Here is a 23413-nt window from a genome sequence, read left to right as displayed (position 1 = left end):
ATCGCGACCGGAAGGAACCGTCATGCCCGTACCCACCCTGGAGGAACTGGCCCCGGACGGCCACGACCTGGCCTCCGACCCGTACCTCGTCTACGCCGCGCTGCGAGCCGAAGGGCCCGTACACCGGGTTCACGTCCCCGGGAGCGGAGACAGCTGGTTGGTCGTCGCCCATGACACCGCCCGGGCCGCGCTGACCGACCCCCGACTGTGCAACGACATCCGCCATTCCGCTTCCTGGGAGAGCGACGGCGGACACGCCGTCGGCCGCAACATGCTCCAGACCGACCCTCCCCGGCACACCCGCCTACGTCGGCTGGTGGCGACCCGCTTCACGGCCGGGAGCGTAGCCGCCCTGCGCCCGAGAATCGAAGCCGTGGCGCTCGAACTCCTCGACGCGCTGCCGGAGCGGGGAACCGCGGACCTGGTCGCCCGGTACGCGCTCCCCCTGCCTGTCACGGTGATCTGCGATCTTCTGGGCGTGCCGACGGCGGACCGCGCGGAGTTCCACGCCTGGTCCCACGAACTGGTCGTGCCCACCTCGCCCGAGACCGCGACCATCGCCGCGGGTTCCCTTACCGAGTACCTTGCCGGTCTGATCGCTCCAGGACGCGAACGGCCGGAACGTCTGATCGACGACCTGGTGGCGAACCCCGAGATCACCTCCGAGGAACTCCTCGGCATGGCCTTCCTGATCCTCGTCGCGGGCCACGAGACGACGGTGGACCTGATCTCCGGAACCGTTCACGCCCTGCTCGCCCATCCGGACCAACTCGCCCTGCTCAGGGCCGAACCGGACCTGACCGACGTCGCCGTCGAGGAGTCCCTGCGCTTCAACTCACCCGTGCATTCCACGGCGTTCCGCTTCGCCACCGAGCCGCTCGACCTCGGCGGTGCCTCGATCGAGGCGGGCGACTCCGTGCTGGTCTCGCTCGCCGCGGCCTCCCGCGATCCGCTCCGCTTCCCCGAGCCCGACCGCTTCGACCTACGGCGTCCCGCGCGCGGGCACCTCGGCTTCGGCCATGGTCTGCACCACTGCCTGGGAGCCCCACTGGCCCGCGCGGAGACGTCCGTCGCCCTGCGCCTGCTGCTGCGCCACCGGCCCGCCCTCGCCTTCGCGACCGACCCGGACAGCCTGACCTGGCGCAGCAGCACGCTCCTGAGGGGGCTGACCCAGCTACCTCTGAGGTTCGGCTGAGGCGGACTCCGTCGCGGCCAGCGCCGTCGCCGGGTCCAGGGCGGCCGGTCCCGCGGGTACCCAGCGTCCCCCTTCCCGCCGGTACGGCCACCAGCGGCCGTCCCGTCCCAGGCGTATCTGGACGGGTGCGCCCGTGACGGTAAACCTGTTGCCGGTCGCCCGCAGGGAAGGCCGCTCGTCCTCGTCCCAGGCCGAGTGCAGGGCGGCACGCGCGCGTGCGTACACCTCACCTCCCTCGTCGGGCGTCCACTCCTCCTCCAGTACGGCCAGCGCGGCCGCGCCACCGAGCTCCCACGCGCGCGTGGCCACCGCCAGCGATTCCGGGTCGCGCCCCGATCCCTCGGCCAGCCGCTCTGTCACGGCTCGGTCCGGCGCGTCGACCGCGAGACGCACCGCGTCCTGCGCTGCTGTCAGTCCGGTGACCGCCGCGGACCGGTCCGAGTGCGGCCGGAGAGCCTCCGTGAGCAACCGATGCGCTTCTACGGCGGTCCGCGCGGCCAGATGGCGGACGGCGACCGGGTCCACTCCCGGTTCCGGCGGGGCCTCGGCGTCCAGCACGGGCGGAAGGCCGGGCTCCAGGGGCGGTTCCGTCGGCGTGGGCAGCGACGGCAGGATGTCGCCGGCCGCGTACGCCTCGGCGGCGTCCACGCCCTCCGGGCCGGAGTCCTCCTCCACAGGAGCGGCGGTACGTGCCTGGAGGGCGTCCAGGAGGCTCTGTTCGCCGCGGCCGCGCATCAGCAGCAGGACGAACGGGTCCTGGTCCAGCAGGCGGGCCATCTGGTAGCAGAGGGCCGCCGTGTGCCCGCAGTGGTCCCAAGCGCCGCAATCGCACGTCGGTTCCAGATCGCCCAGACCCGGCAGCAGTTCGATGCCGGCGCTCGCCGCGTCCTCCACCAGGTGCGGTGGCATCTCGCGGTCCAGCAGCGCGGCGAGGTGCCCGGATCGTTCGACGGTGAGGTCGAGGAAACGGTCCCACTGTTCGGCCGACAGCTCGGCCAGCAGGACGTCGGCACGGTGCGGGGTGCGGTCACGGTCCAGGACGACGGCCGTGATGCGTCCCGCGCGCACCGACACCGCGCCCACCGCACCCGCGCGCGCGAGCCGGCGGCCCGTCTTCACCTGCGCCGAGTCCAGCGCTGCGTCCTCCAGAGCCCGCAACCAGGCCTGGCCCCACCACGTCTGCGCGAACCCTCGCCCCTGCGCGGGCGGCAGTGCCGCGAACGTGCGCTCCGTGTCGGTGTCGTGTCCCGTCATCGTGCACCCCCTCGGAGTTCGACCAGATCGGCCAGTTCGGCGTCGGTCAGCTCGGTCAGGGCCGCCTCGCCCGCACCGAGCACCGCGTCGGCCAACTCCCGTTTGCGGTGCAGCATGTCGGCGATGCGGTCCTCGATCGTCCCCTCGGCGATCAACCGGTGCACCTGCACGGGACGGGTCTGTCCGATGCGGTACGCGCGGTCGGTGGCCTGTGCCTCGACGGCCGGGTTCCACCAGCGGTCGTAGTGCACGACGTGCTCGGCCCGGGTCAGGTTCAGGCCGGTGCCCGCCGCCTTCAACGACAGCAGGAACACGGGCACTTCACCCTCCTGGAACCGCCCCACCATCGCCTCGCGCTCGGCGACCGGCGTCCCGCCGTGCAGGAACTGCGAGGGCAGACCGCGCGCCGCCAGATGGCGCTCGATCAGGCGGGCCATGCGCACGTACTGCGTGAACACCAGCACGCTCGCCCCTTCGGCGAGGATCGTGTCCAGGAGCTCGTCCAGCAGCTCCAGCTTCCCTGAGCGGCCCGCGATGGTGGGCCGCTCCTCCTTGAGGAACTGCGCCGGGTGGTTGCAGATCTGCTTGAGGCCCGTCAGGAGCTTCACGATCAGCCCGCGCCGCACCATGCTGTCCGCCGCGGAGATCTCCGCGAGCGTCTCCCGCACCACGGCCTCGTACAGGCCGACCTGTTCCGGGGTGAGCGACACGGCACGGTCGGTCTCGGTCTTCGGCGGCAACTCCGGGGCGATCCCCGGATCCGACTTGCGGCGGCGCAGCAGGAAGGGCCGCACCAACCGGGCCAGCCGCTCCGCGGCCGCAGGGTCCCGGCCACTCTCGACGGCCTGCGCGTACCGGTCGCGGAACGTGCCGAGCCGGCCCAGCAGACCCGGAGTCGTCCAGTCGAGGATCGCCCACAACTCGGACAGGTCGTTCTCCACCGGCGTGCCGGTGAGCGCCACGCGTGCGCGTGCGCCGATCGAGCGCAGCTCCCGGGCGGTCGCCGAGTACGGGTTCTTCACGTGCTGCGCCTCGTCCGCCACGACCATGCCCCAGGCCACGTCGGCGAGTCGGGGCGCGTCCAGCCGCATGGTGCCGTACGTGGTCAGCACGAACTCCCCGTCGGTCAGACCGTCGAGGTCGCGCCGCGGGCCGTGGAAGCGGCGTACCGCCGTACCCGGGGCGAATCTCTCGATCTCGCGCTGCCAGTTGCCCATCAGGGACGTCGGGCACACCACGAGAGTGGGGCCGGCGGACGCGCTGTCGGTCTGCCGGTGCAGATGCAGCGCGATCAAGGTGATCGTCTTGCCGAGCCCCATGTCGTCGGCGAGACAGCAGCCGAGCCCCGAGGACGTCATGCGGGCCAGCCAGTTCAGGCCCCGGCGCTGGTAGTCACGCAGCGTGGCGGCGAGCGCGGCCGGTTGCGGGACCGGCTCCTGGCCCTCCGGGTCCGCGAGCCGGTCCCTGAGGGCCTCCAGCCATCCGGTGGGCTCTACGTCGATCCTGTGGCCGTCGATCTCGGCGGAGCCCGTCAGCGCGGCGCGCAGGGCGTCGACGGGCGTCACCTTGTGGTCCTGCCGGGCGCGCGCACGGCGCACCTCGTGCGGGTCGACCAGCACCCACTGGTCGCGCAGCCGCACGACCGGGCGGTTCGACTCGGCGAGCCGGTCCAGCTCCTCGCGGGTGAGCTGCCGGTCGCCCAGCGCGAACCACCAGTCGAACGCGAGCAGGGCGTCGGCGGACAGGAACGAGGGAGCGCCCGAGCCGACCCGGCCGTCGTCCGGCGGACCGACCGTCGCGCGCGTGGTGAGGCTTCTGGCCAACTCCCTGGGCCAGTGCACCTCGACCCCGATGTCGGCGAGAGCCCGGGCGCCTCCGCCCAGGAGGTCGGTGACCTCCTCGTCGGCGAGCTCCGCGGCGTCCGGGACCGGGGCCGAGAGCAGCGGAGTGAGCGGCGGCCAGGCGCGCGCCGCCCGGCGCAGCGCGAGGAGGACGTCCATCCGCGCGCGGGAACCGAAGGCGGCGGTGCCCGCCCACACGTCGGCGGCGTCGGCGACGACCGTCGGATCGCTCACGCTGTGCACCTGGAGGACGGCCCGGAAGGAGGGCGCCCCATCGGTGCCCGGACTGTGGGCTTCGATCCCGGTGACCAGGCCCTGGACCTCGATCCGCAACGAGAGGCGTACGCCCGCGTCATGGCCCGCGGCGACATCCGCCGCCCACCCGCGCTGCTCGGGCATGTGCTGCGGTGCCTGCGCCGCGTAGGCCGGTCCGCCGGTCACGAGAGGTGCCGCGGGGGAGCGGGGCAGGGTGTCCGCGACGGCGTCCAGGAAGGCGCGCAGCAGGTGTTCGGGGTCGGGCAGCCGCAGCGGCTCGACGCAGCTCAGAGGTACGGCGTGCGCCTCGGGAGGCATCGCGGCCGCGAGCCGGCGGACGCTCTCGACGTCCGCCGCGCCCAGGGGGCCCATGCGCCAGGCGTCATGGTCGGTGGGGGACAGGCCGGGCAGCAGCAGCCCGCGCGCCACGCACTGGAGGGCGAGTACGGCCGCGGCACCCCAGAACCGGGTCGCCCGATGTCCCTGTGCGGAGGCACGTGCACGCGTGAGGACGGGCAGGGCGGCGCGGACCGGCAGCAGGACCGCGGGCAGGTCCACCCGCTCCGCGCCCTCGCTGCCGGGCACCACAAGAGCCAGTTCCTCGACTCTGCCCGCCGCCACGGCGGGCAGAGCGGTGCCGTCGGGCCGCCAGAAGGCCACGGCGCCCGTGCGGGCCGGGTCTCCGGGAAGGAACACGGCACAACAGGAGGTGAGTTCGGAGATCTCGGACGGTGATGCCGCGGGGAACCTCTGGGCAGAGATCGCGGGACTCCTCAAACTTGACTACTTCGTCGGAGTCGTCGAGGGTACATCACCTCCGAGCCTCCGAGCGCCATCGAAGAGTGTTCTGGCTCACCTCAGCGCCGGGGTGTCGCCAACCCCCCTCCCGCCCCCGGTGCTGCCCCCCGTAGGCGCACGGGGGGTTGTCGGATGGTCGCCACAGGTCACCGGTTCGTACGTTTTCTCAGGTCAGAACGTTTTCCTGAGAGAGCCGGAGACCGGACATGCCGCAGAGCACCGCAACTGTCGTACCCCATCCGCGCGGTACGTCCGGCTCCCCGCCCGGCGGAAGCGAGTTCGCGCCACTCCTGCGCGACGTGAAGAGCCGGGGCCTCCTGGAGCGCCGCCATGGGTGGTACGCCCGCACCATCACCGTCAACGCACTCGCCCTGGCCGGCATCGTCACAGCCGTCGCGCTGTCCGGCGACTCCTGGCGAACCCTGTTGCTGGCCCCGCTCCTCGCCGTCCTCTGTGCACGCACCGCCTTCATCGGCCACGACGCGGGCCACGCCCAGATCACCGGCGACAGGGCGACCGGCCGGGCCATCGGCCTCGTCCACGGCAACCTGCTCCTGGGCATGAGCTACTCCTGGTGGAACCACAAGCACAACCGCCACCACGCCAACCCCAACCACATCGACAAGGACCCCGACGTCGCCGCGGACGTCCTCGTCTTCACCGGCGAGCAGGCGAAGGGACGGACGGGTTTCCGGCGTTGGCTCACCCGCCACCAGGCCTGGCTCTTCTTCCCCCTGACCCTCCTCGAGGGCGTCGCCCTGAAGATCCAGGGCTTCAAGGATCTGCGCCGCCAGGCGCCTGGGGAGCGTGCCGTCGAAGGCGCGCTCCTGGTGAGCCATGTCGCCGCCTACGCCACGCTGCTGCTGACCACCATGTCCCCCGGCAAGGCCCTTGCCTTCGCGGCGATCCACCAGGCCCTGTTCGGACTCCACCTCGGGATGTCCTTCGCCCCGAACCACAAGGGCATGGAGATGCCGGAGCCGCACGGCGAGTCCTGGGGCCATCTGCGCCGCCAGGTGCTCACCTCCCGCAACATCCGTGGCGGTGCCGTCACCGACTGGTTCCTCGGCGGCCTCAACTACCAGGTGGAACACCACCTCTTCCCCAGCATGCCCCGGCCCCATCTGCGCCTCGCACAACCGCTCGTGCGCGCGCACTGCCGGGATCTGGGTATCCCCTACACCGAGACCGGCCTCGTGGACTCCTACCGGCAGGCGCTGAGCCACATGCACGACGTGGGTGAGCCGCTGCGGGCAGACCACCAGGCGTCGCCCGGGGTCCTCAGGAGTCGCCGCGGGGGACCATGAGGGGGGCACGTCTCCGGGACGTCTCAGGGGGTGGTCTCAGGGATGTCTCAGGGTCGTGGTGCGGAACTGGTGGAAGCGCGGACCCGTTTTTCTGGACAGAGAGCGGCAACGGCCGCGAAGGAGGCGACGCACATGTCGAAGAACGCGAAGATCGCCGCAGGGGGTGTGGCGGTCGGGCTGCTCCTGCTGATCTGGCTGCCCTGGTGGGCCGCACTCCTGATCGTCCTGGGAGTCCCGGCCGCCGCATACCTCACCCTGGACCCCTCCCAGCGGCGCAGGCTGCGCCGTGTCACCCGCAAGGAACTCGGCCGCTGACCGAGCGCACCGGCCGGGAGCGCGACGGGCCCGGCCGGTGCGGAGCGGCGGCTCAGCTCGGGCGTACGGCCATCTTGTCGAGCGCTTCCAGCAGTCCCGGCAGCTCCGGTCCCCGGCCCACCGGCAGGACCTCGCCGGGCTCGTCGTCGAGGAGCACGAACGCGATGTCGTCGGTCCTGGCCACCAGCGACCACCCGGGGCCGTCGGCACGCAGCGTCCGGGAGTCGCCCGACGCGAACGAGGACCGGACGCGCCCGAGGGGCGGCGGCGACTCGATGTAGGCGCGGGCCTCCGCGAGCACACGCCGGACACCGCTGTGCCCCTTGGGTGCCGCCTTCCCGGCTTCGCCGGACGCGTTGGCACCCGCCGCCGAGCTGTTCGAGGAGCCGGCGTCCGAGGCGTCCTTGCGCGAGGCTGCGCCGTTCGACGTGTCCTGGTCCGCGGTTGTGCCGTCCGCGGCCTTCTCGTCCCCGGCCTGTTTCTGCTCCGCCGAGCCGCCGTTCGGGTTCGAGAAGGCCGAGTCGTCGATCTGGTCACGCCATGTCGCCCACTGGAGCGCGATCTCGTCGGCACCGAGGCGCCGCTGGGCCGATCCCCAGGTGGTGGTGTCCGGCGGCGCCAGCGTGGGGCCGCCGGTGGCCTCGGGGTCCGGGTCGTGCGGCGCCGGAACACCGGGCGCGGCGACGGCGACCGGGAGGGGCCAGCCGGGCAGCGCGGCCACCACGGTGTGCTCCTCGGGCGACAGGTCGTACTCCATGCCGCAGTCCCAGGACGCGATCGCCACGGCGACCAGGGAGACGTCGTCGACGACGACCGTCCACCGGGCGCCGCTGCCGTCCTGGCCGATCACCAGGCCGTACCCGTCGGCCAGCGGTGCCAGACCGAGAGCCGCGCAGGCCTCCGGATAGTCGTCGCCCAGCACGCTCGGGAACTTCGCCGGCGTCAGCAGCGCCGCCGTCAGTACGTAGAGCGCGTCGTCCGCGGCGGCGACGGCGTCCTCGTCCGTCCCGGCCATCCCAGCCTCCCCATCGGTAAGTCCAACGGCGCGCACCCTAGTGCGCGGGGAAGGCGCTTGTCACGACTGGCAAGAACACCCGGAGCTGCTGTTTTCCGCCTGGACGGGGCGAATCGACCATCCGCCGGCGGCCGATCAGGCCGCCGGCAGTCCAAGGAGCGCGCGGGCCACCGCGCCCGGCGACTCGTCGCGTTCCCTGGCGAGGGCGATGACGGCCCGGCACGCGAGTTCGTTGACCCCGAACGACAGCGCTTCCGGCGACACCCAGGCCGCGGTCTCCTCGATCCGGTCCTGGTCGTCCTCCGCGCACGCCGACACGTACGCGGCGGCGGCCTCGAACAGGTTGTGCGTGCGCGCCTCCCGACCGGTCTGCTCCTCGGTGCGCATGGCGTTGACGAATCTGGCGCCGGACTTGCGGATCCTGCCCCACATGGTGACCACCTTCCCCCTGAGTGACGTGGTCCTGCCGAACATGCAACTTCTGCTACTCAACGTAAGGTCCGAGCGTCGGCGGCAGAAGAGGGACGGGGCGTCCACAAGGCCGGAAAGCGGTCAACCCGCTGTGCGGGACGGGATACTTGTGGCTTCTCACGACGTGGCGACCAAGGGGGCGGATCGGTGAACTCTGCCGGACAGGCAAGCCGTTGGGCTGGACGCGGCGGTCGGGGTGAACGGCATGCGGTCGTCGTGGGCGGCAGCCTCGCGGGGCTCCTCGCGGCGCACGCCCTGGCCGGGCACGCCGACCGGGTGACCGTCGTCGAGCGTGATCGCTTCCCGGACGGCCCGAAGCCCCGTCCCGGCGTGCCGCAGGGCCGGCATCCGCACGTCCTGCTGAAGGGCGGACAGAGGGCCCTGGAATCGCTGCTCCCCGGCCTCCTGGCCGAGTTGCGGGAAGCGGGCGCCCCCAGGGTGGGCATGCCGTCCGACATGGTGATGTGGCAGAACGGCCGCTGGTTCCGCCGGGTGCCGGCCACCACGCACATCTACACGGGGTCCCGCGCGCAACTCGAGGAGCTGGTACGGCGGCGGGTCCTCGCCGACCCGGTGATCAGCGTGGTCGACGGCACCGATGTCGTCGGGCTCCTCGGTGACGCCGCACGCGTGCGGGGCGTACGGCTGCGTGAGCGCTCCGGCGAGCCCGACGCGCAGCCGCGGTCCCTGGAGGCCGATCTGGTCGTGGACGCCTCCGGCAGCGGCACCAAGGCCCCGCAGTGGCTCACGGCGATCGGCGCGGAGGCCCCGCACGAGGAGACCATCGATACCGGACTCGCCTATGCATCCCGCGTCTACCGCGGCCCGAGGGGTGTCCTCGACGGCGAGACCCTCGGCTACTACGTCTATCCCGGGCCCGACCAGGTCCACGGGGGCGGTGCGCTGCCGCTGGAGGACGGCACCCATCTGGTGATCGTCTCGGGGCTGCGCGGCGACGAACCGCCCACGGGCGACGACGAGTTCGTGACGTACACCAAGCGGCTGGCGCATCCGCTCCTGGACCAATGGCTGGAGGAAGCCGAGCCCCTCTCCCCGGCGTTCGGCTTCCGGCGGACCGCCAACGTACGCCGCCGCCACGACCTGCCCGGCCGTCCGGCCGGCTTCCTCGCCACCGGTGACGCCCTGTGCACCTTCAACCCGATCTACGGCCAGGGCATGGCCGTGGCCGCGATGAGCGCCGCCGCCCTGCGCGACGCCCTGGCCGACCCGCGCCGGACACCCACGACACGGCGCGTACAAAAGGCGCTCCTCGCCGCGTCCCGGCAGGCGTGGGACATCTCCGCCGGTGCCGATCGCAAGATGCCGGGCGCGGTCGGCACCGCGCTCGACGGCGGGCCCGGGGACCGGATCGCCGGCTGGTACCTGCGCCGGGTCCAGGAGCGGGCGCCCGGCGACCCCGTCGTGGGGAGCGCCTTCCGCGCCGTACTCACCCTCTCCGCCCCCGTCGGCGCCCTGTTCGCCCCGCCCGTGGCCCGGGCCGTCCTCTTCCGTCCGATCGCCCCGACACCGGCTGAGCCGCCGGCGGCACCGGAGGAGGCCGGATCGCGAGCCTGATGAGCGGTGCTCCGGGACCGGCGACCTGCGGTCAACCGGCTGTGGTCAGGCGGCGCCGGAGCTCCTCCGCGGAGACGTCTTCGATGTGCGTCAGAAACACCCACAAGTGCCCCGAGGGGTCCTTGAGGATGACCGTGCGGTCCCCGTGGAACGTGTCCGCCGGCGGCTGGAGGATCTCGGCACCCGCGGCCTCCGCGCGCTCCGCCAGGCTGTCCACGTCCGGCACGAAGACATGCAGTGCGACGGATGTGCGGCCACCGAGCGAGCCGGGCGCGCCGAAGGCGCTGTATTCCGCCTCGTCCACGCCGGTGTCGCCCAGCATCAGGGCCGACCGCCCGATGGTGATCTCGGCGTGCAGAATCCCGCCGGCCGGGGCGTCGACCCTGAAGTCCTCATGGGCGCCGAACGCCCGCTGGTAGAAATCGATCGCCGCGGCGGCGTCGTCGACCATGATGTGCGGGATCACGGCATAGCGGTAGCGGTCGGGGATCTCGGCATGGGCTGCGTGCTCGGTCACGGCGAACCTCCACGAAAGGCGCCGCAGGTCGGTCCCGCGGCCCTGGAAGGAACGTAGAAGCTCAAGTTCGATCGAGGTCAAGCGCCGGAATGACCCGGCGCAGGCCCGGACCGGCCGTCGAGTGACGTGATCGTCTCCCTCAGCCAGCCGAGCTCGGCCCGGGACGTGGCGCGCGCGATGACCAGCACCCCGCGGCGGAAAGGGTCGTCCAACTCCTCGGCGCTCAACGGTCGGTCACCCTCGTAGAAGAAGCTCGCGGGCTCCTCCAGGAAGGCGAGACGGCGGCGCAGTACGGCCGCCTGCGCGCCGGCGTCGTCGAGGTGCCGGAGGAAGGCGAGGACCGTGAACCACCGGTTCTCGTCGGTGATCTCGCGCCTGGTCGGTTCGGCGAGTCGCCGCCGCAGTTCGCGTCGGCCCTCATCGGTGAGCGTCAGGACGTGGCGGGGTGCGGCCACGGCACCGGGTTCCGTCGCACGCGCCAGCAGTCCCGCCGTCTCCAGTCGCTTGATCGCCGGGTACAGCGTGCTCTCCGCGACCGGCCGCACGTGCCCAGCCAGCGCGGTGATGCGTTTGCGCAGCTCGTAGCCGTGCAGCGGAGTGTCGTAGAGGAATCCGAGGATGGCCAGTTCCAGCATGCGCGCATTCTGCCGCACCGACGGTGTACATCACCAATGGAGTACATCCTGTTAGGAATACATCGGTCACGATGTATTGTCCTGAGGGAGGCATACAAGGGAGGGCACCATGAAGCAGGCCGAGTTCGACGGCAGGGGAAGCCGCATCCGTTGGACCGAGACACCCGGCGAGGAACCGGCACGCGTGTACGTGCACGGGTTGGGGGCGGTCTCGACCGCCTACCACGCGCACATCGCCGCCCGGCCCGAACTCGCGGGGCGACGCAGCCTGTTCGTCGACCTGCCGGGGCACGGGGTCAGCGACCGTCCCGAGCATTTCGGGTACACGCTGGAGGACCACGCCGACGCCTTGGCGGTCGTCCTGGACGCGGCGGGCCTGACCGGTGTGGAGCTGATCGCGCACAGCATGGGCGGGTCGGTCGCGCTCGTCCTCGCCCACCGGAGGCCCGAGCTCGTCTCCCGGCTGGTCCTGACGGAGGCCAACCTCGACCCGTCGCCCCCGTCCTCGGCGGGCAGTACCTGGATCGACGCCTATGAGGAGGACGACTTCGTCGCAGGCGCCCACGCGCGCGTGCTCGACAAGGTGGGACCGCTGTGGGCGGCGACGATGCGGCTCGCCGACCCGCGCGCCCTGCACCGCAGCGCGGCCGGTCTCAGGCGCGGATCGGAGCCCATGATGCGCGCGATCCTCGAAGCGCTGCCCATCGAGCGCGTGTACCTCCAGGGCGAGCTCACCGGCGAACTCGAGGGACGTGAGGGCCTGGAGGCGGCGGGCGTGCGCGTGCTGACCGTGCCCGGCGCCGGCCACAACGTCATGTTCGACAACCCCGACGCCTTCGTGGCCGCGGTCGCCGGGACGGGGTGAGCCCGGTCAGCCCTCGCGGACGGCGAGGGCCAGGAACCGGGCGTCCTCGTCGGTGTACGACGTCATCCGCCACCCCGAACCGGCCAGCAGTGGACGGAGGTTGGGTGCCGCGCGCAGGTCCTCGGGGGTGATCCGCCGACCTTGACGTGCGGCCAGTGCCGCCCTGCCGATGGGGTGGAACAGGGCCAGGACGCCACCGGGCCGCACCACGCGGGCCAACTCGCGCAGATTCTCGGCCGGGTCGGGCAGATGCGAGATCAGGCCCGCGCCGAAAACGGCGTCGAGCGACCGGGAGCGCAACGGCAGCGCGGCCACGTCGGCGAGCAGCAGCCGCCCGTCCCGGTCCCTGCCGGCCCGTACGGCGGCCTCCAGCATGGCCGGGGTCAGATCGGCGCCCACGACCACTCCGGAGGCTCCCACGGCCGCACGCAGGGGCGGCAGGGCCCGTCCGGTGCCGCAGCCCGCGTCGAGCACGCGGTCGCCCTCGCGCAGGCCGAGTTCGGCGACCGCGGCGGCGTAGGCCGGGCCGTCGTCCGGGAACCTGCTGTCCCAGTCGGCGGCGCGGGCCGAGAAGAACTCCTGGACATGCGTGTGGTCGTCACTCATGTTCCGCATGATCCCTCACCGCCACGGATGAATTCCCGGCGCGCACGTTCGAGCGTGACGCGATCGTTCAGACGTCTCTCTGTGTCATATTGCGGCACCTTTCGAAATGCGCCCTCTTTGTGCGCCCCTGACCCCACTAGCGTCCCTTGGCCATGGGACACCTGGACCACGCAGCCCTGGGCTGGCTGACGCCCACACTGTCGTACGTCATGGCGTGCATCGGCGCCGCGCTCGGCCTGCGCTGCACCGTCCGCGCCCTCGGAGCGACCGGACGGTCGCGCCGCAACTGGCTCATCACGGCCGCCTCGGCCATCGGGACCGGCATCTGGACCATGCACTTCGTGGCCATGCTCGGCTTCAGCGTCAGCGGTACCGACATCCGCTACGACGTACCCCTGACCATCGCGAGCCTGTTGGTCGCCATGGTCGTCGTCTCCGCCGGCGTCTTCGCGGTCGGCTACAGCCGTGACCGGATCCGCGCGCTCCTGCTGGGCGGACTCACCACCGGGCTGGGCGTGGCGAGCATGCACTACCTGGGCATGGCGGCCGTACGACTGCACGGCGACGTCGACTACGACCCGGTACTCGTCGGCCTCTCGGTCCTCATCGCCGTCGTCGCGGCGACGGCGGCTCTGTGGGCGGCCCTCAACATCAAGTCGCCCGTCGCCGTCACCATCGCCTCGCTCATCATGGGGGCCGCCGTCAGCAGCATGCACTACACCGGGATGTTCGCGGTGAGCGTGCGGGTCGCCCCCTCCGGCGCCGTCCTGCCCGGCGCCACGGCGATGCAGTTCATCTTCCCGCTCGCCGTCGGGCTCGGCTCCTACCTCTTCCTGACCTCGGCCTTCGTCGCGCTGTCACCCACGACAGGAGAGCGCGAGGCCACCGCCTCGGCCCAGCGCGCGGTCGAGAGCGTCCCCTCATAGCCGCGGCGTCCAGGCGGCGGATCCGAGCCCCGGACGGCCCCGACGAGACGCCCCGAACCCTCTCCCGATCGAGGAGGCCATGCGTACACCGCGTAGGACCCCCACGGCCGGCGCCGAGCCGCCGCCCACGACACCCGCCCGCGGCCGTCGCGCCCACGCCGGTCCACCGGCGGACGAAGTGCCCGACGACACCGCGGCACCGGTACCGGAGGACATACCCGCGCGCGCGGGACACTGGCGGATACGCCCCCGCACCGTCCGCGCCAAGATCGTCTGCCTGCTGATGGTGCCCGTCGTCTCACTGCTCGCCCTGTGGGCGTACGCGACCGTCAGCACCGCCCAGGACGTCTCCCGGCTGCGGCAGTTGCAGCGCGTGGACGACGCCGTCCGGTCGCCGGTCGCCGACGCCGTGACCGCGCTCCAGGCGGAGCGTGCCGCGGCGGTCCGGTACGCGACCGACCCGTCCGCGGCGCGGAGCGACGACCTCCGCAAGCTCGCCGCACGCACCGACCAGGCCGTCGCCCGGCTACGACTCGGCGACGACAACACCGTCGCCGACGGCGAGGAACTGCCCGCCGGAGTCGCCCAGCGCCTCGAGGCCTTCGTGACCGGCGCCGAACAACTGCGCTCCCTGCGCACCGCCGTGCTGGACCGCAGCGCCGGATGGGACGAGACGTACGGCCGCTACACCAGGACCATCGCCGGTGCCTTCACGGTGGGCGGTGCCCTCACCGGCATCCAGGACGCCGAACTCGGCTCCGACGCGCGCGTGCTGCTCGAGTTCTCCCGCGCGGGCGAGTCGCTGGCCCAGGAGGACGTCGTACTGGCCAGCGCGCGCTTGTCCGGGGTCCTCGCCGGAGAGCGGCTGCGGCTGTTCACCGGGGCCGTGGACACCCGTCGGGCCCTCACCGAGAGCGCCGTGGCCGACCTGCGCGGCTCCGACCGTGCCGCCTGGCAGAAGGTCGCCGGCAGTGGCGCCTACGCCACCGTGACCGCCGCCGAGGACCGGACACTCGCCGCCGCGCCCGGCGTGCGCGCCGTCGAGTCGACGCCCGAGACCACCTGGCAGGCGGCACACACGCGTGTGCGCAGCGGCATGCGGGCCGTCGAACAGGCGGCGGGCAGCGGAGTCGCCCACCGCGCCGACCCGTTCACCCGGGGCCTGCTCACCCCGGCGGGCGCCGCCGTCCTGCTCGGGCTCGTCGCCGTCGCCGCGTCCCTCGTCATCTCCGTGCGCATCGGACGCGGCCTCGTCGTCGAACTCGTGAGCCTGCGCAACAGCGCCCTGGAGATCGCGCGCCGCAAACTCCCCGACGCCATGGACAGGCTGCGCGCCGGCGACGAGATCGACATCCGCTCCGAGGCCCCGCCCGGGCCACCCGCCGAGGACGAGACCGGCCAGGTCGCCGAGGCCCTCGCCACCGTCCACCGCGCCGCCCTGCGGGCCGCCGTGGAGCGCGCCGAACTCGCCAGCGGCATCTCCGGCGTCTTCGTCAACCTCGCCCGCCGCAGCCAGATCCTCGTCCACCGCCAGCTGAGCCTGCTCGACAGCATGGAACGCCGCTCCGACGACCCCAACGAACTCAGCGACCTCTTCCGGCTCGACCACCTCACCACCCGCATGCGCCGCCACGCGGAGAGCCTGATCATCCTCTCCGGCGCCGCCCCCGGCCGCGCCTGGCGTATGCCGGTGTCGCTGACCAACGTGGTGCGCGCGGCCGTCTCCGAGGTCGAGGACTACGCGCGCGTGGAGGTGCGCCAACTGCCCGACGCCTCCGTCGTCGGCGCGGCCGTCGCCGACCTCACCCACCTGCTGGCCGAGGTCATCGAGAACGCCGCCCAGTTCTCGCCGCCCCACACGCGTGTGCGCGTCACCGGCGAACCCGTCGGCAACGGTTACGCCATCGAGGTCGAGGACCGCGGTCTCGGCATGGGAAAGGAGACCCTCGCCGAGGCCAACCGACGCATCGAACAGTCCGAGGCGCTCGACCTGTTCGACAGCGACCGGCTCGGCCTGTTCGTGGTCAGCAGGCTCGCGGCCCGCCACGGCATCAAGGTGCACCTGCGCACCTCGCCCTACGGCGGTACCACCGCGGTCGTCCTGCTGCCCACGGCGCTGCTGCACATCAAGGCGGCGGAACGTTCACCCGCCAAGGCCGCCGACCGGGAACGGCTCACGGAACGCGAGTACGCGCGGGTGGCCGCCGAACGGGACCAGGAGTCCGTCCCCGCCTCCGCCGAGCGACCCGCCCTGGTGGCTCCCCGCGCGGCCGCCGCCGACCGGGGGACGACCGACACACCGCCTCCCGGAGTGACCGCCTTGCGCCTGCACCGACCGCCCGACGAGCCCCAGGAGTCCGACGACCTTCCCCGCCGGGTGCGCCAGGCGAGCCTCGCTCCCCAACTGCGCGAGCAGCGCTCGGAGGAACCGCCCCCGGCAGCCGCCCGCCGGGACGACGACGGCCGTACGCCCGAGGTCGTACGGGATCGGATGGCCGCGTACCGGGACGGCTGGGCGCGCGGGGGCGGCAGGCAGCCCGGACGCGGTGCCGCCCCAGATTCCCCAGCGGGCAGAGACAGCAGCGAAGGAGACCGAGGATGATCCAGGACCCGAGCACGAGGGCCGACATGGGGGTCCCCCCGCGCGAGCGGAACCGGGAGTGGGGGAGGTCCGGCGAACTCGACTGGCTGCTGGACGACCTGGTGCTGCGCGTGAGCGAGGTACGGCATGCCGTCGTGCTCTCCAACGACGGCCTCGCCGTCGGGTCCTCCACGGACCTGCGCCGCGAGGACGCGGAACACCTCGCGGCCGTCTCCTCCGGCTTCCACAGCCTCGCGAAGGGCGCGGGACGGCACTTCGGGGCCGGGGGAGTACGCCAGACCATGGTCGAGATGGACGACGGCTTCCTCTTCGTGGCCGCCGCGGGAGACGGCTCCTGTCTCGCCGTCCTCACCGCCGTGACCGCCGACATAGGCCTGGTCGCCTACGAGATGGCACGGCTTGTCAAACGGGTCGGCGAGCACCTCTACACGGCGCCGCGCGTGGGCGCGCGGCCGCCCGCCGCCGGATGAGAGGGAAGGGCGGTCGCGCATGACCGAGGACATGGCGGGCGTCCCGCACGAGCAGGGCAGCCAGTGGTACGACGGCGAGGCCGGGCCGCTCGTCCGCCCCTACGCGATGACGGGCGGACGCACCCAGCCCGGCCCCACGGGGGTGCGTTTCGACCTGATCGCCCTCGTCACCCTGGACGCGGGCGCGCCCGGCCCCGGCGAGGACACCGCGCTCGGACCGGAACACCGGGCCCTGATCGACCTGTGCCGCACGGAGACACAGTCGGTGGCGGAGCTCGCCGCGGGGGCCGACCTGCCCGTGGGCGTGGTCAGGGTGCTCCTGGGGGACCTGCTGGAACTCGGCTGTGTCAGCGTCAGCCGCCCGGTACCCCCCGCACAGCTTCCTGATGAACGGATTCTGCGCGAGGTGATCGAAGGGCTTCGGGCGCTGTAGATGAACGTTCAGAACCGGGCAATAAGCGGTCGAACCACCCGAAGGCGAGCCCTGGTTGTCATGATGCTGATTTCGCGACCCATTGCCGACGTCGCCGCCCGTTGCCGGCCCTCCCGAGAGAAGTGATCGATGGTCTCCGAGAACTCCGACGCCCAGGGCGGCGAATCGACCGCCCTCGCGCTGAAGATACTGGTCGCCGGCGGATTCGGCGTGGGCAAGACCACCCTGGTGGGCGCGGTCAGCGAGATCAGGCCGCTGCGCACCGAGGAACTGCTCAGCGAGGCGGGCCAGTTGGTGGACGACACCGACGGCGTGGACCAGAAGGTCACCACGACGGTCGCCATGGACTTCGGGCGCATCACCATCCGCTCCGGCCTGTCCCTCTACCTCTTCGGCACCCCCGGCCAGGATCGCTTCTGGTTCCTGTGGGACGAGTTGTCACAAGGGGCCCTGGGCGCCGTCGTCCTCGCCGACACCCGGCGCCTGGAGGACTGCTTCCCGGCCGTGGACTACTTCGAGCACCGGCACATCCCGTTCGTGGTGGCCGTCAACTGCTTCGCCGGCGCCCGGACCTACGGCGCCCACGACGTGTCCCGCGCCCTGGACCTCGACCAGGGCACTCCGGTGGTGCTGTGCGACGCACGGGACCGCGACTCGGGCAAGGAAGTGCTGATCCGCCTGGTCGAGTACGCCGGGCGGATGCACACCGCCCGGCTGCTCGACTCGGTGGGCTGACCGGACACGTCAGTCGGCGACGCGTTTCTGCGCCAGCACCTTGTCGATCCGCACGCGGACGAGGAGTTCCCCGGGGACGCCGTTGCGGGCACCGAACTCCTCGGCCCGCTCCTCGCCCATGTACCGCGCGCCTATCCGCCCTGCCCAGTGCCGGACCTCGTCGAGATCCTCCGATATCCGGGCCCGGCCCTGGATCACCACGTAGTCGAAGGGCGGCCGGTCGTCGTCCACGCACAGGGCGACGCGCCCGTCCCGCGCCAGGTTGCGCCCCTTGACAGTGCCCTTCCCGGTGTTGAACACCAGGTCGTCACCGTCGAGCACGAACCAGATGGGCGCCACATGCGGACTCCCGTCGGCCCTGACGGTCGACAACTTGCCGGTACGAGTGCCGTACGAGACGAACTCCCGCCATTCCTCATCGGTCATCTTCTGTGCCATGTCCCCATTCTCCTTGCCCCGTTGACGGTCGTGGGGAAGGCTTTGCGGGAGATCCTCCGGGCCGGAGGAGACGTCACACGGGGAGACGGGACACATGCCGGAGAAGCAGGGCCTCGGCTGGCTGCTGGACGATCTGACCGAGCGCGTCGACCACGTCCGGCACGCGCTGGTGCTGTCCAACGACGGGCTGGTGACGGGCGCCAGCACCGGACTGCGCCGCGAGGACGCGGAACATCTCGCCGCCGTCTCGTCCGGACTGCACAGCCTCGCCAAGGGTTCGGGGCGTCACTTCGGCGCGGGCCAGGTACGGCAGACGATGATCGAGTTCGACGACGCGGTCCTGTTCGTCACCGCTGCCGGCACCGGCAGCTGTCTGTGCGTGCTCAGCGGCTCGGACGCGGACATCGGCCAGATCGCCTACGAGATGACACTCCTCGTCAACCGGGTCGGCGAACACCTCGACGTGGACGCCCGCCTCCCCGAGCGGAACTCGGCGCCTGACCTCTGACCTGCGGGTTCTTCGGCTCCCGTGGAGTTATCCACAGGCTCGCCACGTGTCTCGCCTCACCGGCTACGGTTTTTGTCACGGCGAGCGCACACAGCGTGAGCGACGACTCCACGGGGGAGCGATCATGTCCAGCAGTACCATCACCCAGCACCAGCGCCACTCCTGCACACCCAGCCGCGCCGCGCGGGAACTGGGCCTCAAGCGAAGCGAGTTCGACCTCGCCGTCCACCTGGGCCAGATCCGCACGGTGCCCGACGAAGGGGGCGGGGGTCGCCGCGTGACTCCTTCGGAGATCGACCGGCTGCGGGCGACGGACGGCTTTCCGGACTCGCTGCGCGAGCGGGTACGGCTCGTGGGCACCACCGAGGGCGCGGAGGTCATGGACATCCCCGTCGGCAGGTTCACCCGCCTGGCCCGCCTCGGCCTGATCTCGCCGGTGCGCTTCTATCTGAACCGGTACCGGGCCGTCGTGTGGCTGTATCTCGCCGAAGAACTCGAGGAGTTCACGACAGTCGGGGAGAACAAATCGCTGCTGACCGGGCGGATGCCCGAAGGGCTGCGCGACATGCTGGACGAGGGCGTGGACCTGCGTGCCCGCAACTGGCGCGGACGCCACCGGGGATTCCTCCTGCGCCTCGCCGAGGACCCGTGGGCGAGTGCCGGCGTCCTCGCCGCCTTCCTCGACGCCGCACAGGTCGCGGAGCTCGTCCCGGACCCCTACGACCGCTCCCACCTGGGCCGTTTCAGGCCGGGACCGCCCGCCCAGGGGGCGCTGGGGTCACCCGCCGCGCACCTCATCGAGAAGATCATGACGGCGGACGACCCGGCAGAGATCGAATGGCTGAGGAGCGAGCTGCTCCGAGCCCTCGACGACGCACGACGGTTCCGGCCCGCGCCACGCCCGGCGGCCCGGCAGACACCTCCCGACCTGCCACCGGGGGACCCGACGCCACAGGAACCGTCCCGCGGGGGCCTGCTGGGCTGGCTCCGCCGCAGAAGCGCCTGAGCCGGCGGCGCCCTCCTGAGCGCTCGAGCCGGCAGCGCCGTGAACAACTTCTCCTGAGCGCTGACCTACAGCGCCCGGAACAGCCCCTCCTGGACGACGGACACCAGCAGGCGCCCTTCCACGTCGTAGATCCGGCCACGGGCCAGCCCACGGCCGCCCGTCGCGATCGGCGACTCCTGGTCGTACAGGAACCACTCGTCCGCCCGGAAGGGCCGGTGGAACCACATGGCGTGGTCCAGCGACGCGATGTCGAAGGTCCTCGGACCCCACAGGGGTTGCACCGGAAGGCGGACGGCGTCCAGGAGGGTCATGTCGCTCGCGTAGGTCAGCGCGCAGGTGTGCACGACCGGGTCGTCGCCGAGCGGCCCGACCGCACGCATCCACACCGCGCTGCGCGGCTCTGCGTCCTTGACCTCCTCGGCGCTCCAGCGCAGCCGGTCCACGTACCGGATGTCGAAGGGCTGGCGGCGCGCCATCCGCTCCAAGTGCTCCGGCAGCTCACCCATGTGTTCCCGGATCTCGTCGCCGACCCGCGGCAGCGACTCCGGGTCCGGGACCTTGCGGGCGGGCGGCAGCTGGTGCTCGAAGGAACCTTCCTCAGGCTTGTGAAAGGAGGCGGTGAGATTGAAGATCGTGCGGCCCTGCTGCACCGCGGTGACCCGGCGGGTGGTGAACGACCGCCCGTCCCGCACCCGCTCGACCTGGTACACGATCGGCACCCCGGGCCGGCCCGGGCGCAGGAAGTACGCGTGCAGCGAGTGCACCGGGCGGTCGCCCTCCGTGGTGCGGGCGGCGGCCACCAGCGCCTGGCCCGCGACCTGGCCGCCGAAGACCCGCTGGAGCGACTCGTGCGGGCTTCGGCCACGGAAGATGTTGACCTCGATCTGCTCCAGGTCGAGCAGATCGACGAGCCTTTCGGCCGGGTTCGTCATGGGTGGGATTCTCCTTGGCTCACAACTGGGCTGCGGCTCACGAGGGGCCTGGCGCTCACAACCGGCCTCAGGGTCACAGCTGTCCGACATCGGTGATCCGGACGACCGCGCGGCCCTCCGCGTCGGAGGCGGCGAGGTCGATCTCCGCGCTGATGCCCCAGTCGTGGTCGCCGTTCGGGTCGGCGAAGGTCTGCCGGACGCGCCACAGCTTGTTCTGCGGCTCCTCCTCGATCCGCAGCAGCTTCGGGCCGCGGGCGTCGGGGCCGGTGCCGAGGTCGTCGTACTCGTCCCAGTACTTGTCCATCGCCTCGCCCCACGCGTCGGCGTCCCAGCCGGAGTCGGCGTCCATCTCGCCGAGCTCCTCGACCTGGTCGAGGGCGGCGAGTTCGACGCGGCGGAAGAGGGCGTTGCGGACCAGGACGCGGAAGGCACGGGCGTTGGTGGTGACCGGCTTGACCTCGTCGGCCCGCTCCTGGGCCTCCTCGGCGGTCATCTCCTCGGGGTTGGCGAGCTGCTCCCACTCGTCCAGGAGGCTGGAGTCGACCTGGCGGACCGTCTCGCCGAGCCACTCGATCAGGTCCTGGAGGTCCTCGGACTTCAGGTCGTCCGGGATGTTGTGGTCGAGCGCCTTGTAGGCGCTGGCGAGGTAGCGCAGGACAATGCCCTCGGTGCGGGCCAGCTCGTAGAAGGACACCAACTCCGTGAAGGACATGGCCCGTTCGTACATGTCACGGATGACGGACTTCGGGGAGAGCGGGTGGTCGCCGACCCACGGGTGGCTCTTGCGGTACGTGTTGTACGCGTGGAAGAGCAACTCCTCCAGGGGCTTGGGGTACGTGACGTCCTGGAGGCGCTCCATGCGCTCCTCGTACTCGACGCCGTCCGCCTTCATCGCGGCCACCGCCTCGCCCTTCGCCTTGTTCAGCTGGGCGACGAGGATCTGCCGGGGGTCGTCCAGGGTGGACTCCACGACGGACACCATGTCCAGCGCATAGGAAGGCGATTCGGGGTCGAGCAGCTCGAACGCGGCGAGCGCGAACGTGGACAGCGGCTGGTTGAGCGCGAAGTCCTGCTGCAGGTCCACGGTGAGGCGGACGATCCGGCCGCTGGCGTCGGGCTCGTCGAGCTTCTCGACGATGCCGCCGTCCAGCAGCGAACGGTAGATGGCGATCGCCCGCCGGATGTGCCGCAGCTGCTGCTTGCGCGGCTCGTGGTTGTCCTCCAGGAGGTGCCGCATCGCCTCGAAGGCGTTGCCCGGGCGGGCGATCACCGACAGCAGCATGGTGTGGGTGACCCGGAAGCGGGAGGTCAGCGGCTCCGGCTCGGAAGCGATCAGCTTCTCGAAGGTGCTGTCCGACCAGGCGACGAAGCCCTCGGGCGCCTTCTTGCGGACGACCTTGCGGCGCTTCTTCGGGTCGTCGCCGGCCTTGGCGAGCGCCTTCTCGTTCTCGATGACGTGCTCGGGGGCCTGGGCGACGACGAAGCCGGCCGTGTCGAAGCCGGCCCGGCCCGCGCGGCCCGCGATCTGGTGGAACTCGCGGGCGCGCAGGGTGCGGACGCGGTTGCCGTCGTACTTGGTCAGCGCCGTGAACAGCACCGTGCGGATGGGCACGTTGACACCGACACCGAGGGTGTCGGTGCCGCAGATGACCTTCAGCAGACCGGCCTGGGCGAGCTTCTCCACCAGCCGCCGGTACTTGGGCAGCATGCCGGCGTGATGGACACCGATGCCGTGCCGGACGTAACGGGAGAGGTTACGGCCGAACTTGGTGGTGAAGCGGAAGTTGCCGATCAGCTCGGCGATCTGGTCCTTCTCCTCGCGCGAGCACATGTTGATGCTCATCAGCGCCTGCGCCCGCTCCACGGCCTGCGCCTGCGTGAAGTGCACGATGTAGACCGGCGCCTGCTTGGTCTCCAGGAGCTCGGTGAGGGTCTCGGTGAGCGGGGTGAGCTTGTACTCGTAGGAGAGCGGGACGGGGCGGGTCGCCGAGCGGACCACCGACGTCGGCCGGCCGGTGCGCCGGGTCAGGTCCTTCTCGAACATCGAGACATCGCCGAGGGTGGCCGACATCAGGACGAACTGCGCCTGCGGGAGCTCGAGGATCGGGATCTGCCAGGCCCAGCCGCGGTCCGCCTCCGCGTAGAAGTGGAACTCGTCCATGACGACCTGGCCGACGTCCGCCTGCTTGCCGTCGCGCAGCGCGATCGACGCGAGCACCTCGGCGGTGCAGCAGATGACGGGCGCGTCGGCGTTGACGGAGGCGTCACCGGTCAGCATGCCGACGTTCTCGGTGCCGAACATCTTGCACAGCTCGAAGAACTTCTCCGAGACGAGCGCCTTGATGGGCGCGGTGTAGAAGGTGACCTCGTCGCGGGCGAGGGCGGCGAAGTGCGCACCCGCCGCGATCATGCTCTTGCCGGAGCCGGTGGGCGTCGACACGATCACGTTCGCGCCGGAGACCACCTCGATCAGCGCCTCCTCCTGGTGGGGGTAGAGCGTGAGACCCCGCTCCCCGGCCCACGACTCGAAGGCTTCGTAGAGGGCGTCGGGGTCTGCGGTCTGCGGCAGCTGATCGATGAGGGTCACGGACCCATCTTGCCTGGCGTCCTCCCCTATAGGGGAATCGGTTGCCGGCAGGAAGATCACGACCAGTACGCTGTGTCGCCGACGGGGCGTCAGCGCAGCCGGTCAACTGGACAGTGGTACACGAGGA

At 71.7% G+C, this 23413-nt stretch carries 22 protein-coding genes; 12 read left to right on the top strand and 10 right to left on the bottom strand.

Annotated features, from left to right (window positions below):
- Window positions 1-22: 22 nt before the first annotated feature.
- Entirely contained in the window at window positions 23-1195 is a 1173-nt protein-coding gene (locus AC2XR2_RS05485) for a cytochrome P450 family protein (RefSeq protein ID WP_491514440.1), read from the top strand.
- Here AC2XR2_RS05485 and AC2XR2_RS05480 read toward each other — a convergent pair.
- Window positions 1175-2449 (bottom strand): SWF or SNF family helicase, encoded by a 1275-nt coding sequence (locus AC2XR2_RS05480; protein WP_491514439.1) that lies wholly within the window; start codon window positions 2447-2449, stop codon window positions 1175-1177. The genes AC2XR2_RS05485 and AC2XR2_RS05480 overlap by 21 nt on opposite strands.
- Window positions 2446-5241 carry an SCO1167/SCO6262 family helicase gene (locus AC2XR2_RS05475; protein ID WP_491514438.1) on the bottom strand — a complete coding sequence of 932 codons (2796 nt, stop codon included), beginning with the start codon at window positions 5239-5241 and terminating at the stop codon, window positions 2446-2448. The genes AC2XR2_RS05480 and AC2XR2_RS05475 overlap by 4 nt, the downstream gene beginning before the upstream one ends.
- Before the next feature lie 308 nt (window positions 5242-5549).
- Between AC2XR2_RS05475 and AC2XR2_RS05470 the strand changes: the two genes are divergently transcribed.
- Window positions 5550-6650: a fatty acid desaturase family protein gene (locus AC2XR2_RS05470; RefSeq protein WP_491514437.1), complete on the top strand. Its 1101-nt coding sequence runs from the start codon at window positions 5550-5552 to the stop codon at window positions 6648-6650.
- A gap of 132 nt (window positions 6651-6782) precedes the next feature.
- Complete coding sequence (locus tag AC2XR2_RS05465) at window positions 6783-6965, top strand: tail-anchor membrane protein (protein WP_020137233.1); 183 nt, start codon at window positions 6783-6785, stop codon at window positions 6963-6965.
- Between the two features lie 52 nt (window positions 6966-7017).
- Here AC2XR2_RS05465 and AC2XR2_RS05460 read toward each other — a convergent pair whose 3' ends face one another.
- Complete coding sequence (locus tag AC2XR2_RS05460; protein ID WP_491514436.1) at window positions 7018-7980, bottom strand: hypothetical protein; 963 nt, start codon at window positions 7978-7980, stop codon at window positions 7018-7020.
- A gap of 135 nt (window positions 7981-8115) precedes the next feature.
- Complete coding sequence (locus tag AC2XR2_RS05455) at window positions 8116-8412, bottom strand: hypothetical protein (protein WP_330269798.1); 297 nt, start codon at window positions 8410-8412, stop codon at window positions 8116-8118.
- 255 nt (window positions 8413-8667) lie between these two features.
- On the opposite strand from AC2XR2_RS05455, the gene AC2XR2_RS05450 reads away from it, so the two are divergent.
- The gene (locus tag AC2XR2_RS05450; RefSeq protein ID WP_491514435.1) at window positions 8668-10026 is read left to right on the top strand and encodes an NAD(P)/FAD-dependent oxidoreductase; all 1359 of its coding nucleotides are present in this window, start codon (window positions 8668-8670) and stop codon (window positions 10024-10026) included.
- A 31-nt stretch (window positions 10027-10057) separates the two neighbouring features.
- Here the strand turns inward: AC2XR2_RS05450 and AC2XR2_RS05445 are convergent, their stop codons facing one another.
- Together AC2XR2_RS05445 and AC2XR2_RS05440 are read right to left on the bottom strand one after the other, a co-directional pair.
- Window positions 10058-10543 carry a VOC family protein gene (locus tag AC2XR2_RS05445; RefSeq protein ID WP_491514434.1) on the bottom strand — a complete coding sequence of 162 codons (486 nt, stop codon included), beginning with the start codon at window positions 10541-10543 and terminating at the stop codon, window positions 10058-10060.
- A gap of 77 nt (window positions 10544-10620) precedes the next feature.
- On the bottom strand, window positions 10621-11178 hold the full coding sequence (locus AC2XR2_RS05440; RefSeq protein WP_381299569.1) for a PadR family transcriptional regulator: 558 nt from the start codon (window positions 11176-11178) through the stop codon (window positions 10621-10623).
- A gap of 109 nt (window positions 11179-11287) precedes the next feature.
- Here AC2XR2_RS05440 and AC2XR2_RS05435 point away from each other — a divergent pair, with 109 nt between their 5' ends.
- Window positions 11288-12043, top strand: coding sequence for an alpha/beta fold hydrolase (locus AC2XR2_RS05435; RefSeq protein ID WP_491514433.1), 756 nt, complete (start codon window positions 11288-11290; stop codon window positions 12041-12043).
- Between the two features lie 6 nt (window positions 12044-12049).
- Here AC2XR2_RS05435 and AC2XR2_RS05430 read toward each other — a convergent pair whose 3' ends face one another.
- Entirely contained in the window at window positions 12050-12649 is a 600-nt protein-coding gene (locus AC2XR2_RS05430; protein ID WP_449352888.1) for a class I SAM-dependent methyltransferase, read from the bottom strand.
- Window positions 12650-12801: 152 nt separating this feature from the next.
- Between AC2XR2_RS05430 and AC2XR2_RS05425 the strand changes: the two genes are divergently transcribed.
- From AC2XR2_RS05425 to AC2XR2_RS05405, 5 genes are all read left to right on the top strand, one after another.
- Window positions 12802-13575 (top strand): MHYT domain-containing protein, encoded by a 774-nt coding sequence (locus tag AC2XR2_RS05425; protein ID WP_330268514.1) that lies wholly within the window; start codon window positions 12802-12804, stop codon window positions 13573-13575.
- A gap of 79 nt (window positions 13576-13654) precedes the next feature.
- Window positions 13655-16177 (top strand): sensor histidine kinase, encoded by a 2523-nt coding sequence (locus tag AC2XR2_RS05420; RefSeq protein WP_491514432.1) that lies wholly within the window; start codon window positions 13655-13657, stop codon window positions 16175-16177.
- Window positions 16174-16647, top strand: coding sequence for a roadblock/LC7 domain-containing protein (locus AC2XR2_RS05415; RefSeq protein ID WP_381299565.1), 474 nt, complete (start codon window positions 16174-16176; stop codon window positions 16645-16647). Before AC2XR2_RS05420 ends, AC2XR2_RS05415 begins: the two co-directional genes overlap by 4 nt.
- Window positions 16648-16666: 19 nt before the next feature.
- The gene (locus AC2XR2_RS05410) at window positions 16667-17080 is read left to right on the top strand and encodes a DUF742 domain-containing protein (protein WP_381299564.1); all 414 of its coding nucleotides are present in this window, start codon (window positions 16667-16669) and stop codon (window positions 17078-17080) included.
- 129 nt (window positions 17081-17209) lie between these two features.
- Entirely contained in the window at window positions 17210-17815 is a 606-nt protein-coding gene (locus AC2XR2_RS05405) for a GTP-binding protein (RefSeq protein ID WP_330268517.1), read from the top strand.
- Between the two features lie 9 nt (window positions 17816-17824).
- Here the strand turns inward: AC2XR2_RS05405 and AC2XR2_RS05400 are convergent, their stop codons facing one another.
- Entirely contained in the window at window positions 17825-18253 is a 429-nt protein-coding gene (locus AC2XR2_RS05400) for a PPOX class F420-dependent oxidoreductase (protein ID WP_330268518.1), read from the bottom strand.
- A 94-nt stretch (window positions 18254-18347) separates the two neighbouring features.
- Between AC2XR2_RS05400 and AC2XR2_RS05395 the strand changes: the two genes are divergently transcribed.
- A complete protein-coding gene (locus tag AC2XR2_RS05395) occupies window positions 18348-18761 on the top strand; it encodes a roadblock/LC7 domain-containing protein (protein WP_330268519.1) in 414 nt (137 codons plus the stop codon).
- Between the two features lie 124 nt (window positions 18762-18885).
- On the top strand, window positions 18886-19767 hold the full coding sequence (locus AC2XR2_RS05390) for a DUF6397 family protein (RefSeq protein WP_491514431.1): 882 nt from the start codon (window positions 18886-18888) through the stop codon (window positions 19765-19767).
- Between the two features lie 65 nt (window positions 19768-19832).
- Here AC2XR2_RS05390 and AC2XR2_RS05385 read toward each other — a convergent pair whose 3' ends face one another.
- Both AC2XR2_RS05385 and AC2XR2_RS05380 read right to left on the bottom strand, forming a co-directional pair.
- Window positions 19833-20699, bottom strand: a complete 867-nt coding sequence (locus AC2XR2_RS05385) for an acyl-CoA thioesterase (protein ID WP_381299561.1) — start codon at window positions 20697-20699, stop codon at window positions 19833-19835.
- Between the two features lie 73 nt (window positions 20700-20772).
- Window positions 20773-23286 (bottom strand): DEAD/DEAH box helicase, encoded by a 2514-nt coding sequence (locus tag AC2XR2_RS05380; protein ID WP_449350822.1) that lies wholly within the window; start codon window positions 23284-23286, stop codon window positions 20773-20775.
- Window positions 23287-23413: the final 127 nt, after the last annotated feature.

This window comes from Streptomyces sp. LS-MS-L19 (assembly GCF_058382285.1).
The sequence above is the reverse complement of the archived record's forward strand: the minus strand, read 5'-3'. Positions and strand labels throughout refer to the sequence as shown.

What these genes read in the sequence shown, in the direction of transcription:
- AC2XR2_RS05430 (WP_449352888.1), bottom strand. Translation starts at nt 12,649, where the DNA reads ATGAGTGACGACCACACGCATGTCCAGGAGTTCTTCTCGGCCCGCGCC.
- AC2XR2_RS05465 (WP_020137233.1), top strand. Translation starts at nt 6,783, where the DNA reads ATGTCGAAGAACGCGAAGATCGCCGCAGGGGGTGTGGCGGTCGGGCTG.
- AC2XR2_RS05415 (WP_381299565.1), top strand. Translation starts at nt 16,174, where the DNA reads ATGATCCAGGACCCGAGCACGAGGGCCGACATGGGGGTCCCCCCGCGC.
- AC2XR2_RS05440 (WP_381299569.1), bottom strand. Translation starts at nt 11,178, where the DNA reads ATGCTGGAACTGGCCATCCTCGGATTCCTCTACGACACTCCGCTGCAC.
- AC2XR2_RS05410 (WP_381299564.1), top strand. Translation starts at nt 16,667, where the DNA reads ATGACCGAGGACATGGCGGGCGTCCCGCACGAGCAGGGCAGCCAGTGG.
- AC2XR2_RS05385 (WP_381299561.1), bottom strand. Translation starts at nt 20,699, where the DNA reads ATGACGAACCCGGCCGAAAGGCTCGTCGATCTGCTCGACCTGGAGCAG.
- AC2XR2_RS05420 (WP_491514432.1), top strand. Translation starts at nt 13,655, where the DNA reads ATGCGTACACCGCGTAGGACCCCCACGGCCGGCGCCGAGCCGCCGCCC.
- AC2XR2_RS05390 (WP_491514431.1), top strand. Translation starts at nt 18,886, where the DNA reads ATGTCCAGCAGTACCATCACCCAGCACCAGCGCCACTCCTGCACACCC.
- AC2XR2_RS05455 (WP_330269798.1), bottom strand. Translation starts at nt 8,412, where the DNA reads ATGTGGGGCAGGATCCGCAAGTCCGGCGCCAGATTCGTCAACGCCATG.
- AC2XR2_RS05400 (WP_330268518.1), bottom strand. Translation starts at nt 18,253, where the DNA reads ATGGCACAGAAGATGACCGATGAGGAATGGCGGGAGTTCGTCTCGTAC.
- AC2XR2_RS05435 (WP_491514433.1), top strand. Translation starts at nt 11,288, where the DNA reads ATGAAGCAGGCCGAGTTCGACGGCAGGGGAAGCCGCATCCGTTGGACC.
- AC2XR2_RS05425 (WP_330268514.1), top strand. Translation starts at nt 12,802, where the DNA reads ATGGGACACCTGGACCACGCAGCCCTGGGCTGGCTGACGCCCACACTG.
- AC2XR2_RS05460 (WP_491514436.1), bottom strand. Translation starts at nt 7,980, where the DNA reads ATGGCCGGGACGGACGAGGACGCCGTCGCCGCCGCGGACGACGCGCTC.
- AC2XR2_RS05395 (WP_330268519.1), top strand. Translation starts at nt 18,348, where the DNA reads ATGCCGGAGAAGCAGGGCCTCGGCTGGCTGCTGGACGATCTGACCGAG.
- AC2XR2_RS05480 (WP_491514439.1), bottom strand. Translation starts at nt 2,449, where the DNA reads ATGACGGGACACGACACCGACACGGAGCGCACGTTCGCGGCACTGCCG.
- AC2XR2_RS05470 (WP_491514437.1), top strand. Translation starts at nt 5,550, where the DNA reads ATGCCGCAGAGCACCGCAACTGTCGTACCCCATCCGCGCGGTACGTCC.
- AC2XR2_RS05485 (WP_491514440.1), top strand. Translation starts at nt 23, where the DNA reads ATGCCCGTACCCACCCTGGAGGAACTGGCCCCGGACGGCCACGACCTG.
- AC2XR2_RS05405 (WP_330268517.1), top strand. Translation starts at nt 17,210, where the DNA reads ATGGTCTCCGAGAACTCCGACGCCCAGGGCGGCGAATCGACCGCCCTC.